Origin of the sequence: Ruegeria profundi (genome assembly GCF_020171505.1) — a bacterium.
In the GTDB taxonomy this organism is placed as follows: domain Bacteria; phylum Pseudomonadota; class Alphaproteobacteria; order Rhodobacterales; family Rhodobacteraceae; genus Ruegeria; species Ruegeria profundi.
Window position 1 is genome coordinate 488,666 of record NZ_JAIUZS010000003.1, and the last position, 16,678, is coordinate 505,343.

At 55.3% G+C, this 16,678-nt stretch carries 16 protein-coding genes and 1 pseudogene; 5 read left to right on the forward strand and 12 right to left on the reverse strand.

Translation table 11 applies throughout. From position 1 onward, the window contains the following. Positions 1–15 precede the first annotated feature (15 nt). The 7 genes from LCM21_RS08365 to LCM21_RS20775 form a co-directional block, all read right to left on the reverse strand. Positions 16–570 carry a hypothetical protein gene (locus LCM21_RS08365; RefSeq protein WP_224890198.1) on the reverse strand — a complete coding sequence of 185 codons (555 nt, stop codon included), beginning with the start codon at positions 568–570 and terminating at the stop codon, positions 16–18. A gap of 196 nt (positions 571–766) precedes the next feature. Next, positions 767–1,672, reverse strand: a complete 906-nt coding sequence (locus tag LCM21_RS08370) for a sugar kinase (RefSeq protein WP_224890199.1) — start codon at positions 1,670–1,672, stop codon at positions 767–769. Then, positions 1,669–2,724: an L-idonate 5-dehydrogenase gene (locus LCM21_RS08375; RefSeq protein ID WP_224890200.1), complete on the reverse strand. Its 1,056-nt coding sequence runs from the start codon at positions 2,722–2,724 to the stop codon at positions 1,669–1,671. Before LCM21_RS08375 ends, LCM21_RS08370 begins: the two co-directional genes overlap by 4 nt. Before the next feature lie 8 nt (positions 2,725–2,732). After that, positions 2,733–4,010 carry a TRAP transporter large permease gene (locus tag LCM21_RS08380; protein WP_224890201.1) on the reverse strand — a complete coding sequence of 426 codons (1,278 nt, stop codon included), beginning with the start codon at positions 4,008–4,010 and terminating at the stop codon, positions 2,733–2,735. Next, entirely contained in the window at positions 4,010–4,507 is a 498-nt protein-coding gene (locus tag LCM21_RS08385; RefSeq protein ID WP_224890202.1) for a TRAP transporter small permease, read from the reverse strand. Before LCM21_RS08385 ends, LCM21_RS08380 begins: the two co-directional genes overlap by 1 nt. Before the next feature lie 67 nt (positions 4,508–4,574). Beyond that, positions 4,575–5,552: a TRAP transporter substrate-binding protein gene (locus LCM21_RS08390; protein WP_224890203.1), complete on the reverse strand. Its 978-nt coding sequence runs from the start codon at positions 5,550–5,552 to the stop codon at positions 4,575–4,577. Positions 5,553–5,572: 20 nt separating this feature from the next. Then, positions 5,573–6,286, reverse strand: coding sequence for a GntR family transcriptional regulator (locus LCM21_RS20775; protein WP_224890204.1), 714 nt, complete (start codon positions 6,284–6,286; stop codon positions 5,573–5,575). Positions 6,287–6,399: 113 nt separating this feature from the next. Between LCM21_RS20775 and uxuA the strand changes: the two genes are divergently transcribed. The 5 genes from uxuA (at position 6,400) to LCM21_RS08425 (ending at position 12,325) form a co-directional block, all read left to right on the forward strand. Then, positions 6,400–7,608: a mannonate dehydratase gene (gene uxuA / locus LCM21_RS08400; protein WP_224890205.1), complete on the forward strand. Its 1,209-nt coding sequence runs from the start codon at positions 6,400–6,402 to the stop codon at positions 7,606–7,608. Continuing rightward, positions 7,592–9,076, forward strand: a complete 1,485-nt coding sequence (locus LCM21_RS08405; RefSeq protein ID WP_224890206.1) for a mannitol dehydrogenase family protein — start codon at positions 7,592–7,594, stop codon at positions 9,074–9,076. The genes uxuA and LCM21_RS08405 overlap by 17 nt, the downstream gene beginning before the upstream one ends. 596 nt (positions 9,077–9,672) lie before the next feature. Then, positions 9,673–10,086, forward strand: a complete 414-nt coding sequence (locus LCM21_RS08415) for a universal stress protein (protein ID WP_068334067.1) — start codon at positions 9,673–9,675, stop codon at positions 10,084–10,086. Between the two features lie 45 nt (positions 10,087–10,131). Continuing rightward, the gene (locus tag LCM21_RS08420) at positions 10,132–11,883 is read left to right on the forward strand and encodes a BCCT family transporter (protein ID WP_224890207.1); all 1,752 of its coding nucleotides are present in this window, start codon (positions 10,132–10,134) and stop codon (positions 11,881–11,883) included. 280 nt (positions 11,884–12,163) lie between these two features. Then, entirely contained in the window at positions 12,164–12,325 is a 162-nt protein-coding gene (locus LCM21_RS08425) for a hypothetical protein (protein ID WP_224890208.1), read from the forward strand. 223 nt (positions 12,326–12,548) lie between these two features. Here the strand turns inward: LCM21_RS08425 and LCM21_RS08430 are convergent, their stop codons facing one another. The 5 genes and pseudogenes from LCM21_RS08430 to LCM21_RS08455 all read right to left on the reverse strand — a co-directional run bounded on the left by LCM21_RS08430 (position 12,549) and on the right by LCM21_RS08455 (position 16,464). Then, positions 12,549–12,881 carry a GYD domain-containing protein gene (locus LCM21_RS08430; protein WP_224890209.1) on the reverse strand — a complete coding sequence of 111 codons (333 nt, stop codon included), beginning with the start codon at positions 12,879–12,881 and terminating at the stop codon, positions 12,549–12,551. Positions 12,882–13,320: 439 nt separating this feature from the next. Further along, a complete protein-coding gene (locus tag LCM21_RS08435; protein WP_404818124.1) occupies positions 13,321–14,286 on the reverse strand; it encodes an AMP-binding enzyme in 966 nt (321 codons plus the stop codon). Between the two features lie 37 nt (positions 14,287–14,323). Continuing rightward, entirely contained in the window at positions 14,324–14,773 is a 450-nt protein-coding gene (locus LCM21_RS08445; RefSeq protein ID WP_224890210.1) for an OsmC family protein, read from the reverse strand. A gap of 28 nt (positions 14,774–14,801) precedes the next feature. After that, positions 14,802–15,812, reverse strand: a pseudogene (locus tag LCM21_RS08450) (glycine cleavage T C-terminal barrel domain-containing protein). Positions 15,813–15,972: 160 nt separating this feature from the next. Continuing rightward, positions 15,973–16,464, reverse strand: coding sequence for an Lrp/AsnC family transcriptional regulator (locus LCM21_RS08455; RefSeq protein ID WP_224890211.1), 492 nt, complete (start codon positions 16,462–16,464; stop codon positions 15,973–15,975). Positions 16,465–16,678 lie beyond the last annotated feature (214 nt).

Below are 16,678 nucleotides of genomic sequence, written 5' to 3' on the forward strand. Positions count from 1 at the left end.
CGAAGAAAAGAACGTCTATTCGATCAGGTCGCGAAGCCGGGATTGCTGCTGGAAATCTGTCCACGCACCGTCGAAGCCGTCCAAGGGCCAGTTCAGCGCACGCGACACACCATGCCGGTCGCGAAAGTTAAACAGAAAAGCACCACCTTGTCTCATCTGACCGATCAAGTCATCGGCGTCATCTTCGTAGAAGTCACATCCAAGCCCGGTGAGGCATCCGGGCCATCGGGTGCGCCAAACGGCCTCTCCTGCCCGCTCGATGCGAAACCCGTTGGGATGGAAAAAAGTCCCCGGCTCTATTCCAAATTCAACCTTGTACCCTGTGTCTTCCGGGACAATGAAGACAAACTGGCCCGCGAAGTTGGGACGTGGTGAGAAGACGTCGACCCATCTTAAGTAACATCGTTGAACAAGCTCGCCATATTCTACCCGCTCGTCACATATAGAGTTCCAAATGCCAAATCTGGCGTGATGCGTACCCTTCCAGTTGCTTGCAGTATCATTACCCTGCAAGTCCTGAGCAGATGTCGCGGTGGCTGCCAATAGCAGTATGGCCAAGAGCTTTTTCATGCGTGTTAGGTGTCGTTGCGCGTCCAAATTATCAATTCACGATCATGAGAGGGCGTATCGCGAATTATCTCGCGCGTAATAGTATTTTATGTCAATGACTTAAGCGAACACGCAAACAGTCGAATTCAGTTTCATCGATCCAGCGGCCACTGCCATCTTCCGCATCCGGACACACCGCCAACCGCAAAGCTTAATATCAAACCGGGATTATCGCACCTCGAAAACCAATAATTCTGCGTGCCAATTCGTGACCCTGATCAAGCGCCTCTGACTGGGACCGCCCCGACAGTTTTGCAGCCAGATAACCCCCGTTAAACCCGTCGCCAGCTGCTGTAGTATCCACAACGGTTCTCGCTGGTTCAAAGGAGGATGGGGTCGTGACTTCGTTGATGGATTTTGGCCCCAAGACACCCCGTTTCAACGCACCAACACAGCCCGTATAGCCGCTAAACCGGGTGAGGACTTCAGCCTCGTCTTTCTCGTGAAATACGGCCAACTCATCATCTACCGAAGGCAGGGCAAAGTCGCACCGGCGCCACGATGCTTCGATTATTTCGCGTGCTGCATGTTCCGACTCCCAGAGCTTGGGGCGATAGTTTGAGTCGAAGGCAAAAAGCCCCCCGCGCGCGCGATAGCTGTCAATCCAGTCCAGAAGGCAAAGCCGGACGGTCTGCGGCAGGATAGCCAGAGTAATCGCGGACAGGTAGATAAGATCGAACCCTGCGAGCATGTCAAAGCGTGGCTCTGCCTCTGCCTGAAACAACTGCCGTGCTGCTGAGTTCTGTCGCCAGTACTGAAAACTCCGCTCACCTGCTTCATCGGTGCTGATCGCATAAACGCCGGGAAGCTTGTCCCTTAACTGCGTCAATCGAGACGTCTCGATGTTCTGCTCGGCTACGAACCTGACAATGTCATCAGACAGGCGGTCATCCCCCAGAAGGCTGACAAAACTCACGCTATGGTTCTCGGGTAACATTCGACGCAGGTAGATCGCTGTGTTGAGAACATCCCCTGCCACCCCGACCTGCGCCGGACCGGGGACCGTGGACACTTGCAATTCAAGCATCACCTCACCGACACATGCAATTTTCATACCGCTCATAACTTGCGATCCTTTTTGAACGTAAGGTGGACTTTTATGGCCTGAGTTCTGTCCCCGGCAAGATCGAATGCCGCTGTGGCATCTTCGATGTTGAAGGATCGGCTAATTATTGGTTCGACGTTGATTTCACCAATGTCAATCAGCCGCACGGCCTCGACAAATTCGGGATGAAACCGATGGGTGCCGACCATTCGGATTTCTTTGCTTACGATTACGTTCAGGGGCAGGCTGACCTCTCCGGCGACGCCAACCAATATCATGGTTCCACGTGGTCTGAGCATGGTCAATGCAGCGGCAATGGCAGCAGGCGATCCGGTGCATTCGAACACCACGTCAAACTGCCCCTTGTTCTGGCGGAAAGGCTCCAATGCCTCGGGTCGATCGACGACGTTGATTGTCTCAGACGCACCCATCTTTTTTGCGACTGACAGAGGAAAATCGTGAAGGTCCGTCACGATCAAGTCGCGCGGATTTTTTCGAGCAACAACCGAAGTCATCAGTGCACCGATCGGCCCCGATCCGGTAATCAAAACGGTTTTTCCGCGAAGACAATCGGCCTGTGCCTCGGCATGAAGACATACAGCAAGAGGTTCCGTACAAGCGGCCTGATTCATGGGTATCGGATTGGTGAAGCGGTGCACGCGCGAGGCGGGTACAGTCAGGATTTCGCGAAACATCCCCTGCTCGTGCGGCATTCGGTATGCAGAGCCCATGAACTGCATTTCTGTACAGTGGTTGAACTCGTCCCTTTTGCAAAAGCCGCATTGCCCACATGGAAGGCTAGGGTTGATCGCAACCAGATCACCTGTGGCAAACCCGGTCACGTTCATCCCGACCTGCGTCACGTGACCGGCCGCCTCATGGCCGACGATGATCGGTTCCCGCACCCTGATCTGACCAATACCCCCGTCGTGATAGTAGTGCAGATCGGAACCGCAAATTCCCCCGGCGCCAACCGCGACCTGCACATCGTCCGGCCCGAGGTCAGGAACGGTCTGACTCTCAATCCTCAGGTCATGGGCCGCATGTAGCCGACAAATTCGCGTTTCCATGATGCACCTTATGGAAGGATCTGATTGGGCAACCAAGTTGCCAGTGCCGGGATGTAAGACACCATCAGCAGGACGATCAGGTTGCTGAGAAGGAACGGAAAGATTGCACGCACCACCGGCGTCAGGGGCAATTTGGCGATTCCGGCGCATACAAACAGGCACACGCCAACCGGCGGGGTCGTCAAGCCGATCATAAGGTTGAGGACCGCGAATGTCGCAAAGTGCAAAGGTTCGATACCGACAGCAGTGGCCAGCGACAGCAGAGGTACAAACAGGATGATCAGCGCGGCAATCGTCTCCATGAACATACCAACGAACAGCAGGAGGATGTTGATGATCAGAATAACCAGAATGGGGTTTTCAGTGATCGTCAGTACGCCAGATGCAATAGCTTGGGGGATGCGTTCCGAAACGAGGATCCACCCGAACACATTGGCAAATCCGACCAGCGCCAGAATGGCCGCGGCAGAGACAGCGCTGTCCGATATGATCTTGGGCACCAGCCGCACCGGCAGCTCACGATAGACAAAAGCGCCGACAACAAAGGCATAGACACTTGCAACAATGGCGGTTTCCGTTGGTGTCGCAATGCCACTGAGCAGCCCATAGAGAATGATCCCGGTCATCGCGAGGGCCCAGAATGCACCGCCAAACGCTTTTCCGATTTCACTAAAGCCCTGCCACTCTTGCCGTGGAAAGTTTTTGCGCACGGAAATGATGTAGCACGTTGCCATCATACCCAGACCCATAAGAACACCCGGGATCGCCCCGGCAAGGAACATCTTGCCGACTGAAATACCGGACAAGGCACCGACGATGATCATTGGGACACTTGGCGGGATGATGGGACCTACGGTTGAAGACGCGGCTGTGACCGCAGCTGAAAAATCAGCCGGGTATCCAGCCTTTTTCATGCCGGGGATCATTACGCCACCGATTGAGGCCGCATCAGCCACTGCTGTACCCGTGATCCCCCCGAACAGCATGGACGCACCGATATTGGTCAGGCCCAGACCGCCGCGTATCCATCCAACGAGTGCATTTGCAAACCGAATGATGCGTTCGGTAATCCCGCCGTTGTTCATCAGGTTTCCGGCAAGAATAAAGCCCGGGATGCTAAGCAGAACAAAGACATCCATGCCCGCATAGATTTTTTGTGGCATTACAACCAGCGGAATATCCGCAAGCAACAGATAGGCCATCGAGGACAAGCCAAGTGTGATGGCGACGGGAATGCCCACCATCAGTCCGACTACGAAAACCGCGAATAGGACAAAGACTTCCATTATTGTTCTGCTCCACTGGCGCTTTGGGGCCGGTATTCGATTTTTGCCCAATCAAGGACGAAGCGCAGGGCAGCAAAAGCCGCGAGCAGGCCCAAAAGTAGCAAGACGCTGAAGTGCACAAACTCCATAGGCAGCGCCAAGGCAGGAGAGCTTTGCAATGTGCCAATCTTTACGTATTTCATGGCACCGGGAATTAGGATGATGCTGAGAATGGCCGTCGCAGCAGATGCCAGCATCCTCAGCTTTCTAGGCAGATCTCCGGGAAGTGCATCGCAGATGACATCGACGTTCACCAGATCACCTGTCATCAGTGCAACACCAGTGCCAAATGCAGTCAGGTAAATCAGGGCAAAGCGGGTAAGCTCTTCGGTCCAGACCGGCGAGTTGCCAATGGTGCGGCCGACCACCTGAGTGAGCACCGCGATGATCAAAACCGAAAAGGCGGCGAGCGCGCCGATCCTGCATATCAATGTCATAGAGTGATGGACACGCTTCATCACGGCCTTTCCCCTTCAAAAACATCTGCCGCTGATCAAACCAGCGGCAGATGGGTTTGCTGATGACTTAGTTCTGGCTGTTGAACAGCTCTTCAACGATCGGCTTGATCTCATCGTTGACATTGGCCAGCACGGCGTCTTTTGCCTTTGCTGCATAGGCTGCGCCGTCGACCTCGACGAAGGTCATGCCGTTTGCCTCAAGATACGCCCGGTCGTCCGCCAGGCTGGTGTCCAGCAATCCGCGCTCATAAGCCTGCGCACGCGCGGCTGCCTCCATCACATGGGCCTGATCCTCTTCGCTGAGCGATTGCCAGGTGGATTCCGCAATCGTCAGATAAATCCACGAACGGACATGCTGCGTCAGGTTCACATGGCTTTGGACTTCGTTGAAGTTAGCCGAGCGGATCAGGGCAAGGGGGTTTTCCTGCGATCCGATGGTGCCGTTTTGAAGTGAGGTAAAGACTTCCGAAAACGCCATTGGGGTCGGGTTGGCGCCAAGAGCACTCCAGACGTCGACAAACAGCGGAACGTTGGGAACGCGCATTTTCTGGCCATTCAGGTCATCGGGATGCGCGATCGGACGGTTCGAGGTCAGGTTACGAGGACCGCGCGCGAAATAGGCAATTGGGCGGATCTGAGCCTTTTCGACAATCTGTGCTTCGATCTGATCACCGATCTCACCGCTAGCGACCTCATCCATGTGTTCGGTCGAGGCATAGGCGTACGGAACTGCCAGCAAGGCGGCCATCGGCGCCCAGTTCTGCAGGCTTTCACCGGTGATTGTCATATCAACCGTACCCAGCTGCATGCCGTTGATCAGGTCGATTTCCTTGCCCAGTGATTCATTGGGAAAGATTTCCACGGCAATGCGCCCGTCGGTGAGCGCGTTGAGCTCGTCGCCGAATTTGACAGCAGCAAGGTGCCAGGCGTTTTGCTCGTTTGCCAGATGGCCGAGTTTCAGCGTGACTTCCTGCGCAGAAGCCACCCCGCCGATGAGTTGAGACAGCAGCCCTGCGACCACCAGGTTTTTGAGCCTAAACACCATTTTTTCCTCCGTTTTGGTGACTATGTGTCGATCAGTTCGGGGTCGAACCGATCAAAGAATTCTTCGTGTTGGCGAACGATTTTAGGAAGATCATTGATCAACCGCCGCAGGTGCTTGCGCATGGCGGCTGAGGCCTGCGCTTTATCCTGACGTTCGATCTGATCCACTATTTTCCCGTGCTCTTCGACCAGTTGCTCGGCTGGGAATTGCCCCAGACTGAGGAAGCGCACACGGTCCATTTGACTGTTGAGCCCTTCCAGGAACTTCCAGGCGATTTCTTTTCCAGCCGCTTCCGCCAAGGTTCGGTGAAACTTCGTATCTTCGTTGATGAAATCCGGGCGCGATGTTTTGGCGACCTTCAACTGGTTCTTCAACTGGCTGCGAAGGTCTTTGATCAACGCTTTGTCGGCTGAGCCCGCCAGCTCTGAGACAATGTCGGCCTCGACTGCCTCACGCACGAACCTGGACTGCAACACAGTTGGAAAGTCGATCTTTGTGACCTGCGTCTTTCTCTGCGGCCGCACAATCACAAGCCCTTCCTCGGAAAGCTTTATGAAAGTCTCGCGCACAGGTTGGCGGCTGATTTCATAATGCCGCGCAAGCTCCGGTTCAGATAGTTTGGAGCCCGGCGGCAGATCGTTCTTGATGATCCGTTCGCGCAATATCCGATAGATCTGCGGTGTTATCGCCGCGTCGCGATCGAAAGCATCATTGATAACGACTTCATGCACCACGTTGTCCTCCTGCGTGTTGTTTCTCGTAAACTTCCATACAAGTCAACAAGAATGTTGACAGGCTTTCCCGGATGGCAGAAAAAGCAAACGCAAGAATTCAGGAGGAAGGCACAATGCAAGAGACTTGGAGATGGTTCGGTCCACAGGATCAGGTCTCTTTAAGCGATGTCACACAGGCAGGCGCATCTGGGATTGTCACAGCCCTTCACCACATACCGCCCGGTGTGATCTGGCCGCTGTCTGAAATAACCGAGCGCCGGGACTATATTGCGGAAAACTCCGTACGTTCTCAGCGTCCGCTTAAATGGTCTGTTGTTGAAAGCCTGCCAGTTTCAGAGGATATCAAAAGGCAAACAGGCAGTTGGCGCGAGCATGTCGAACACTACAAAACCAGCCTTGAAAACATTGCTTTAGCCGGTATCGAGGTCATTTGTTACAATTTCATGCCGCTTCTCGACTGGACCAGAACGGACCTTTCACATGAGGTGGACACAGGCGCCACCTGCATGAGGTTCGATCTTGTCGACTTCATCATGTTTGACGTCTTCATATTGAAGCGCCACGGTGCGTCTGAAGGACATGATGACGAGCTTGTCACAGAAGCACACCATCGGTTCCAGTCGACAAACGAGACGTACAAAAAGCGCCTCGTTGACAATATCGTTTGCGGGCTGCCAGGCGCTGCAGAGCATTTCAGCCTTGATGATATAAAAGAGCAGCTGGCGATTTACGCAGCTTTCGATCACGATCAATTGGCACGCAATCAAACTGATTTTCTTGAAGAAGTCGCACCTGTTGCGCAGACGCTGGGGCTACGGCTCTGTTGCCACCCCGATGATCCACCAGTGCCGTTGTTGGGCCTGCCCCGGATCATGTCGACAGAAGCCGATTACGAACGGCTCATCGAAGCGGTAGATATTCCCGCCAACGGAATCACGCTCTGCTCGGGCTCATTGGGGGCCCGGTCAGACAATGATCTGCCGGGCATGATGGATCGATTGGGTGACAGAGTTCATTTCCTGCATCTTCGCAACGTCCGCCGCGAGCATGATGGCGTGTTTGGATCATTTCACGAATCCGAACATCTGAGTGGTGATGTCGACATGCCCAGTTTGGTCGCCGCGATCCTTCGCGAAGAAAACCGCCGTAAATCTGCTGGCCGCGCCGACCATTCGATTCCGTTTCGACCTGATCATGGTCAGGACATTCTGGATGATCTGACGCGCAAGGCTCAACCTGGTTACCCGGCGATCGGACGCCTCAAGGGTCTTGCAGAACTGCGGGGTTTGATCGATGGATTGTCATATGAAAGCGGCCGATGACCTGCGGTTAAGTGGGCGTTCACTTTCAAACATTTGTCGCAACGTGGGACGCCCCGGGTACGAACCCACCGCACATGGAACGGGGATTGTCCACATAGGGCTTGGGGCGTTCCATCGCGCACATCAAGCGGCATATACTGACACCGCGCTGGCGGCATCCGGTGGGGACTGGCGCATTGCTGCAATCAGTATGCGCTCAACTGAAACCGCGCAGAAGTTGGCCGAACAAGACGGTTTCTATACTCTGATTGAAAAATCACCGGGCCAAAGCTGTGCTCGGATCATAGGCAGTATTTCCACGGCTTTTGCACTGCGAATTCAACGTGCCCAAATCATGGCGCTGTTGACATCCCCAGAGGTCAAAATCGTCAGCCTGACCGTGACGGAAAAAGGGTATTGCTATAACACACGCGATCATAGGCTGGATTTGGACAACGCAACCATCCGTCACGATCTTGCCGAGTTCGACCAACCGATCAGCGTTCCGGGTCTTATCGTTAAATCTCTGAGTGAACGCCGCACTCTGGGATTGAAAGGGTTCACTCTGCTCAGTTGTGACAACCTTCCCAACAATGGTGAAATCACAAGACATGTTGTGCTGGACTTCTCTGATAGGATTGACCCGCATCTTTCGAACTGGATCAAAAACAATGTGACCTTCCCATCAACGATGGTGGATAGAATAACGCCCGAAACAACGGATGACTTTGTCGAAAAAGCAACGAAAACCGTGGGAGTTTTTGATGCGGTTCCTGTACAGACAGAGCCATTCAGCCAGTGGGTGATAGAAGACGACTTCAAATATGATCGCCCTGCCTGGGATGCTGCCGGAGCGATTTTTGTCGAAGACGTTGCTCCGTATGAAAAGATGAAGCTGCGAATGCTGAACGGATCGCACTCGCTTCTGGCCTACGCCGGACATGTGGCTGGGATAAAAACCGTCAGCGAATGTATGAGTACCCCTGAGCTGCGTGAACTTGTGCAACTCCATTTGGCCGCGGTCAGCACGAAGTTAACGCCGCTGGCCGGGGTTAACTATACAGCCTACTCACACAAGCTGATCGAACGCTTCGAGAACCCCGACATCCAGCATGCGACCTACCAGATCGCGATGGATGGCAGCATGAAAATGCCTCAACGTATTTTTGAGCCCGCAGAAGAAGCGTTGGTAGAAGGCGCATCCATCCAGACCTACGCATTCGCGACAGCGGTCTGGTTCCGATACCTACTGGGAAAAAGCGAAAACGGAAATCGCTATAGTCTTCGTGATCCGAGAGAGCGGGAAATCCATGAACTGTTGGCGGGAAAAAAAGACGCAAGGGCAATCTTCGGTGCTTTGAAAACGGCAGACGGTTTGTTGCCCCAAAAGCTGTTCGCGAATGAAACATGGGCAAAAACAGTCATCGAAAGTCTCGACCAAATCTTGACTGATCGGGTTCTTCGATCTGCAGCATCCGCTGTTGCATGAAAGCCACCTCAAGGTCTGGTAGCGGGGTGGTCGAGGAAAGGGAAATGCCATTGGAGGGTGGAACATCAGCTCGTCTTGGACATCTCCGTTGGCATCAATGGCCCGCAACAGCCAATGTTTCACTCCGTTGATCGAAACGACGAACTTGTCCATGTACCATATGACAGCTGGCCGGAGACGATAGCACCGGATACAAGCCGCGAACTTGGGGGCCGAACCGGATCACCCAGGGACGGATAGACTTGCGGCTGATGGTGGCGCCGCGTTCGGTCCGAAAGTTTTCGACATCCGCCATGCTTAGTGCAAACCGATGATATGTCGACACCGAGTAAGCGACTACTTCACGGGTAAACCAAAGCCCTTCAGACGTGGCATTCAACGATCATTTCCCAGCACCGACGACCTCAGAGACTCCCTTACGACGGTGCAGCGCAGGCGCAGGTGATCTGGGTGCTTCGCTTTGCAAATGCAGGCCAATTTGTTACACAGATGAAAACGAGGCGGCATTTCAGGGCCGCGTTCTGCTACCATCACCGTGACGGTGTACGTGTTCCCCCCCTGAAATGACCGGCTCTGGGCAAAGGAGGGACTTTCTATTGTTTAAGCACATCATGGTGCCGGTCGACCTTGCGCATCCTGACGCGTTGCAGTCTGCGCTGAAGGTCGCGGCAGATCTGGCCGGGCACTACAGCGCGCGAGTGTCGTATGTCGGTGTTACGGGTCCCCAACCAAGTTCGGTGGCCCATAACCCAGAAGAGTTCGGCGCGAAGCTTGCTGACTTCGCCGCGGCACAGAAGGCCAAGCATGGAATTTCGGAGACGGCTGCACATGCCGTCACGTCGCACGACCCGGCCGTCGAGATCGACCATGTGCTCGAAAGGGCAGTAAGCGACCTTGATGCCGACCTCGTGATCATGGCCTCGCACATTCCGCGCCATTTCGACCTCGGCTCCCACGGTGGACGGGTCGCTTCGCACACGAGCGCATCGGTGATGCTAGTGCGTGCATGACGCCGAACCGACGCCGCAACAAACGCCAGAACAGGGAACGTAACGATGACCGACCAAAATTATACCGAAGACGTCGACGCCCAGGGCATACCCTCCCCTGAGGGCGACCATCACCTTATCAAGACGGACTACGACATCGGGCAAGACAACGTGGAAGGCAATGTCGGGCCCATCCCGTTTGACATCCACAACCCGGTCTTCGCGATCTCGGGACTTGTGGTGATGGCCTTCGTTTTCTTCACTCTCGCTCTGCCGGATTTTGCCGGCACGGCCTTTTCGGCCATGTTCTCTTTCGTGACTCAAACCTTCGATTGGTTCTTCCTATCGGTAGGTAACCTCGTCGTTCTGTTCTGCCTCGCGCTGATCGTGCTGCCCCTAGGATCGGTACGGCTGGGAGGTGCCGACGCGACACCTGATTATGGCTACGTGGGGTGGTTCGCAATGCTCTTTGCCGCTGGAATGGGCATCGGGCTGATGTTCTATGGCGTAAGCGAGCCGATGAGTCACTTCGCCTCGTCCCTTGGAGGGACAACTATTGGCGAGGACGGTTTGCGAACCGACTGGGCTCCGCTCGGCGGCGCGGCCGGGAACGAGGCCGAGGCGGTGCGCCTTGGCATGGCAGCGACGATCTACCATTGGGGCCTGCATCCTTGGGCCATGTATGCCGTGGTTGCGCTTGCCCTGGCGCTTTTCACCTACAACAAGGGGCTGCCACTGACGATCCGCTCGGCCTTCTACCCGATCTTTGGGGACCGGGTCTGGGGCTGGACGGGCCATGTCATCGATACGCTTGCGGTGTTTGCAACTCTTTTCGGACTCGCAACGTCACTCGGCTTCGGCGCAACGCAGGCGGCGAATGGGCTTACGGTCCTCTACGGCTCCGGTGTCGCGGAGGAGGGAACGCGGAGCTTCTTGGGGCTGCCTTTCGGCAACACAGAAGACTCGGGGACAATTGACAGCGGCGCACTGCTCGTGATTCTGATCACCGCAATCACCATCGTGGCACTGATCTCTGTCATCCGCGGTCTCGACGGCGGGGTCAAACGCCTGTCCGAAATCAATATGGGGCTTGCCGTACTTCTCTTGCTGTTTGTGCTGCTGGTCGGCCCCACACTAGCGCTTATCTCGGGCTTCTTCTCGTCGCTGGGCGCGTATTTTGAGTATCTGCCAGCGTTGATGAACCCGTTCGGACGCGAGGACACGAACTTTGTCCAAGGCTGGACGGCCTTCTACTGGGCATGGTGGATTTCCTGGTCGCCCTTTGTCGGAATGTTCATCGCGCGCGTCAGCCGCGGTCGCACGGTGCGAGAGTTCATCATCTGCGTTCTGCTGATCCCGTCACTCGTCTGCGTCCTGTGGATGAGCGTTTTCGGCGGTACGGCAATCCAGCAATTTCTCGTGGACGGTTACGAAGGTGTCGTAAACGCACCGCTGGAACTGAAGCTCTTCGAGATGCTGTCGCAGCTTCCGCTGGCATCCATCACTTCGCTTGTGGGTATCGTTCTCGTGATCGTGTTCTTTGTCACCTCGTCGGACTCGGGCAGCCTCGTGATTGATACGATCACGGCAGGAGGCAAGATCGACGCGCCTGTGCCACAACGGGTGTTCTGGTGCACGTTCGAGGGCGCGGTCGCCATCGTGCTGCTGCTTTCGGCAGGGGGATTGGCCTCGCTGCAATCCATGGTGATCTCCACCGGCTTGCCGTTTGCGGTCGTTCTTGTGCTTCTGTGCGTCTGCATCGTCATGGGATTGCGCACGGAACGTGCAGCGGTCATGGCACGCTCATCGGCGAAGTAGAACGCCAAGCCCGTTTGGCCGGTGAAAATTAATGGCGTAGCTCTTGGAACGCCGCCGAAAGTCAATCGGCAGCGTTTCCATTTTCAACAACTGAAACCGTAACCTATCAACGCGGCAACGACCGAACGGCGTAAGCTTGACCGCAGAATGGCGCTGCAGTGGTGAACGTGGACGGACACCGTTATCGAGAATAGAACAGCGTTCAGTCCAAGTGCTGGGCTGGCCGGCTCGCGTTGCAGGAAGCTATGTCGCAAATCAACGAAAATAAGGGGTTATGGTGATGACAGGGCATCTCGTGTCGGGCGATGCTTCAGAAAAACTTGGCAACCGTATGCACTTCACGTTGATCGGACCGCGTGGGGGGGGGATCGAGACGGCAGGAACCTGGTCTGCCGAACAGGGTGAAGGCGGAGAAGACAGTGATGGCGAGAACGACACCTGAGGGTTAGTTTGCGATTTCGGTCAAGGCAATCCGCGATGCAACGACAGCATTGGGCTGCTTTGTCCACATGATGGACCTTGGCTTTTCGAAAAGTTGGGTCTGCTACTCACGCCTAAACAGTCAACGGACAGAAGGACGCGGACGATTGCGTTGAACCCTTAGCGGTCGAACACACATTGCTTTAGTTTGGCGGTTGAGGCGACCGGCCGGCAAACGGATGAGATCAGCTTCCAGGCGCTTGGTATTTTCCAACGATGTCGTTGGCGGTATTCGCCATTTCTGCGAACTCCGCTGAAGTCCAGGCCTGCACAGTTTCCACGTCGCTGACGGAACCAGAATGCACTGCGACCATAATTGCGGATACCGCGCTTTCCATATCCGCCCCTTCAGTAATCATAACGAAATCGTTGCGACCTGTTGTCAGGTAGTAAGAGAGAATTTTGGCGTCAACGGCATCGGTAAGAGCCTTCAAAGCAGGCATGCGGTCTTCCGGTTTCGCCATCAACCCGTCAACCCCAGACTTGGTCAAGCGACCCGTTGTTATGAACTTTGGCATGAGTATTCCCCCCGATGTTACAGGGTTGACAAGGTATCATATCGGCGACTGTTATGCACCATGAGTGTCGTCGCTCTAAGTCTTCTTGCTGAGCCAAACGGTGCAATCAGCAAGGCTTTTGCAGGTAAAAAGATTGCCTAGCCATCCAAGATGGCGTTCTTTTGTTCGATCTTATGGTTCTACATCAATGCGAACGGCTGCTCCTTCTAGCACAACAAACATTCCGTGAATTTTTCCGAACGCCTGCGCCGGACCAAAACCACCGAACGTCACGTGGGACACGAACAGGTAGGAACCCGTTCTAAGTTTCCATTGACCGAACTGACATCGACCCTAAAAAGCCGTTTTTACTTCTACAGCGTACGATACCGCTGCCTGTCATTTCGGACGTTGGCTACATTTTTAAACCAACCCGCCGGCTTACGTGCGGCGCCTCTGGTCAGGACGCAATTTTCTTTGCCTGTTCGCGCAAAGTAAATTTCTGGATCTTCCCGGTCGAGGTCCTTGGTATCGACATGAACACAAACCTGCCGGGAACCTTGTAGGACGCCAGATAGCCGCGACACCAGCTGCGCAGGATCTCTGAATCGGCCTCCTGCCCCTTGGCCAATTCAACAAATGCACAGGGGGTTTCGCCCCATTTTTCGTGCGGCATTGCCACCACGGCAGCCACTTCAACCGACGGGTGGCGGTAAAGCGCCTCCTCGACCTCGCAACAGGAGATATTCTCTCCGCCCGAGATAACAATGTCCTTTGACCTGTCCTTGAGCTGGATGTAGCCATCGGGATGCATGACCCCCAGATCACCGGAGTGGAACCAACCACCGGCAAAGGCCTCCTCGGTGGCCTTGGGGTTGCGGAAGTAGCCCTTCATCACGACGTTTCCGCGAAACATCACCTCGCCCATAGTCTGACCGTCACGCGGCACCGACTGCATGGTTTCCGCGTCCATCACGTCCAACTGCTCCAGCGGGAGGTAGCGTACGCCTTGGCGCGCCTTCAGCGCGGCTTGCTGGGCGGGCGGCAGATCGGACCAGCTGCGATGCCAGTCATTGACCACCGCAGGACCATAGGTTTCGGTCAGCCCGTACAGATGGGTCACCTCAAAGCCTGCGGCTTTCATATCCTCCGGCGCTGATATCAACAGCGACATCACCTTGGCAAAACAGGCTCGTCCGCCGTCAGCAGCCACGCGTCCAGCAGTCATCTCCTTGAGGTCATGACCCGCGCAATAGGCCGGGCCTTTTGCCGCCAGAACTACAACGCGCACCTGCGGGTTTCCTCCCGCTTCGGCAAAGGCTTCCGACAGAACCGCCAGCATTGCCTCGGAAAGCGCGTTGCTGCGTTTTATGTCGTTCAGGGTCAGGCGCAGGATGCCAGCGGCATCCAGGTCGCGCAGCAGGATGCCGCTTTATTGCACGGATCAGATTCTTTGATGGAGATTACTTGATGTTGATTTCGACCGTGTCCGCCAACGTGTTGGCGATGAAGCAGTAACGATGGGCGCGGTGTTGCATCTCGGCCAGCTGCGCGGCGCTGACGTTGAAACCGGTGTCAAAGCGCACCACGGGGTGCAGGTCGATCCGGATGACGGACATCTGACCCTTGGGGTTTTTGCCCAGATGTGCCTCGGCGTAGTCGTGGTAGCTGGCCACCGGCCAGCCAGCCTTGGCGCAGAGCGCGAGAAAGGTCATCATGTGGCAGCTCGACAGGGCCGAAGCCAGTGCCTGTTCGGGGTTGGTGTTGGCCGGATCTCCGCCCCAACCGGGGGCGGAGTCCACTTCTACCTCGTGGCTGTTGTTGAACTGAACCCTGTGCGCGTTGGAGTATTTGCCGGTTTGCAGGACGGGTTCGGCGCGGTGCCAGTGCAGTTGGATCGAAAGATCGGACATGGTTCAGTGCTCTTCTTTCCGGACACGCTCAGGCTGCGGCGATTTTCTTTTTCGGGTCGTAGAAGGGGAATTCGACCATGGTGGCGGGGGTCGGGCCCGACTTGGTCACCACTTCCACATCCGAGCCGAGAACGGCGTGATCCACAGACACCATGGCCAGCGCAATGTTCTGTTTCAGGCGCGGCGAATAGATGGCGGACGTCACCTTGCCGATGGTCTCGTCACCCTTATTGATCGCCCAGAACGTTGTGTTCGGCCCCTCCAGCGGATTGCAGTCGATGATCAGACCCACCTGTCTGCGGCGTACGCCTTCCTCTTTGATACGGCGCAGCGCGGCCTTGCCGATGAAATCGGCCTCGGTGTCGAGATTGACCAGCCGGTCAAGGCCCAGTTCGAACGGGTTGGTGTGGATGTCGGCATCGGCGTGATAGGACAACATTCCGCCTTCGATCCGGCGGATCGAAGAGGTGTGGCCGGGCTTGAGGCCGAATTCCATGCCGGCGGCCATGATCCGCTCCCACAGCGCGTCGCCATGGGTGCTGTCGCGCAGGTAAAGCTCGTAACCCAGTTCGCTTGACCAACCTGTGCGCGACACGACAAGCGGAATGCCGTCAAGATCGACCTCGCGCAGCCAGTAATACTTTTGATCCATTATGTCGTCGCCAAAAAGCACACGCATGATTTCGCCCGACTTCGGCCCCTGCAACTGCAGCGGCGAAACATCGGGTTCGACGATGGTAACATCCATGCCGGAATGCACCGCGACGCCCTGAGCCCAAAGCAGGATGTCGCTGTCTGCCAGCGAGATCCAGAAATGATTTTCCGCAAGGCGCAGCAGGATCGGATCGTTCAGGATGCCGCCTTCGGCATTGGTGATCAGGATGTATTTGCACTGGCCAATCGCCATCTTCGACAGGTCGCGCGGGATTTACATGTGGTTGTTAACCGAGAACCCCTTGGCGCCCCAGCGGACGGTCGCGTCAAAATTAGGGGATTTGCGGATCTTTGTACCGAAACCGAAATCGTCTGATTGCATCATGTCATTCACCCTTTGCACCGGTAGCCCCTTCAGCAGCAGACCACTTTAACTGGGTGCGGGATTACCCGTAAACGCAGACTGAAAGCGGACTGACAAAATGCCTCGGACAGACCGAACGGACCGAATTCGACCCCGCCACAACCAGTTTGGGCGCGCTACGTCATTTCGTGCCTTGCCTGACCAGTTTTGCGACATCGGGCGGTTGCGATTTTATTCTACGGGTCGCGATGTAGGTCATGTAACGATCGATACCGATATCGGCGGTCAGCAGGGTGTCCATCAGGTTTTGAAAGGCGGAAAGACTAGGGGTGAATACGTGCATCACATAGTCCATGCCACCGCCTGTGGCGATGCAATGCGTGATCTCGTCCATTCCTTTGATCATGTTTTCGAAACGGTCGAAATCAGCCTTGCGGTGATGTGTGAGCGAGATCGTGACAATTACCAATGTAAAGTCGACAACCCGGTCCAGCGCGATGTCGGCGTGATATCCCAGGATAAGCCCAGCTTCTTTCAGTTTGGTCAGACGTGCCCAGCAAGGCGTCGGCGACAAATTTACGATCTCGGCCAGACGGCTTTTGCTGAGCTGACCATGTCTCTGGACCGCGCTGAGTATGCGGATATCGGTTGCATCAAGGCCAGGTTTCTTCATCCAGTCAGATATTCCATCATGTCGTTGGGCTGTATTCGCTGACATTTGCATGGCTGTATTGAATAGTTCCAGTCTAGTTTTTTGCGCATTGCGCAACAAGTCGTCCCTCAGGCACCTTCAGTACAATCGAAAGGCACTCACGATCTGTAACGATTGCCGTGCAACAGGCTGAAAACTTATTTGAACCCGAGAGATCCGCATCGAAAGTAAGAAC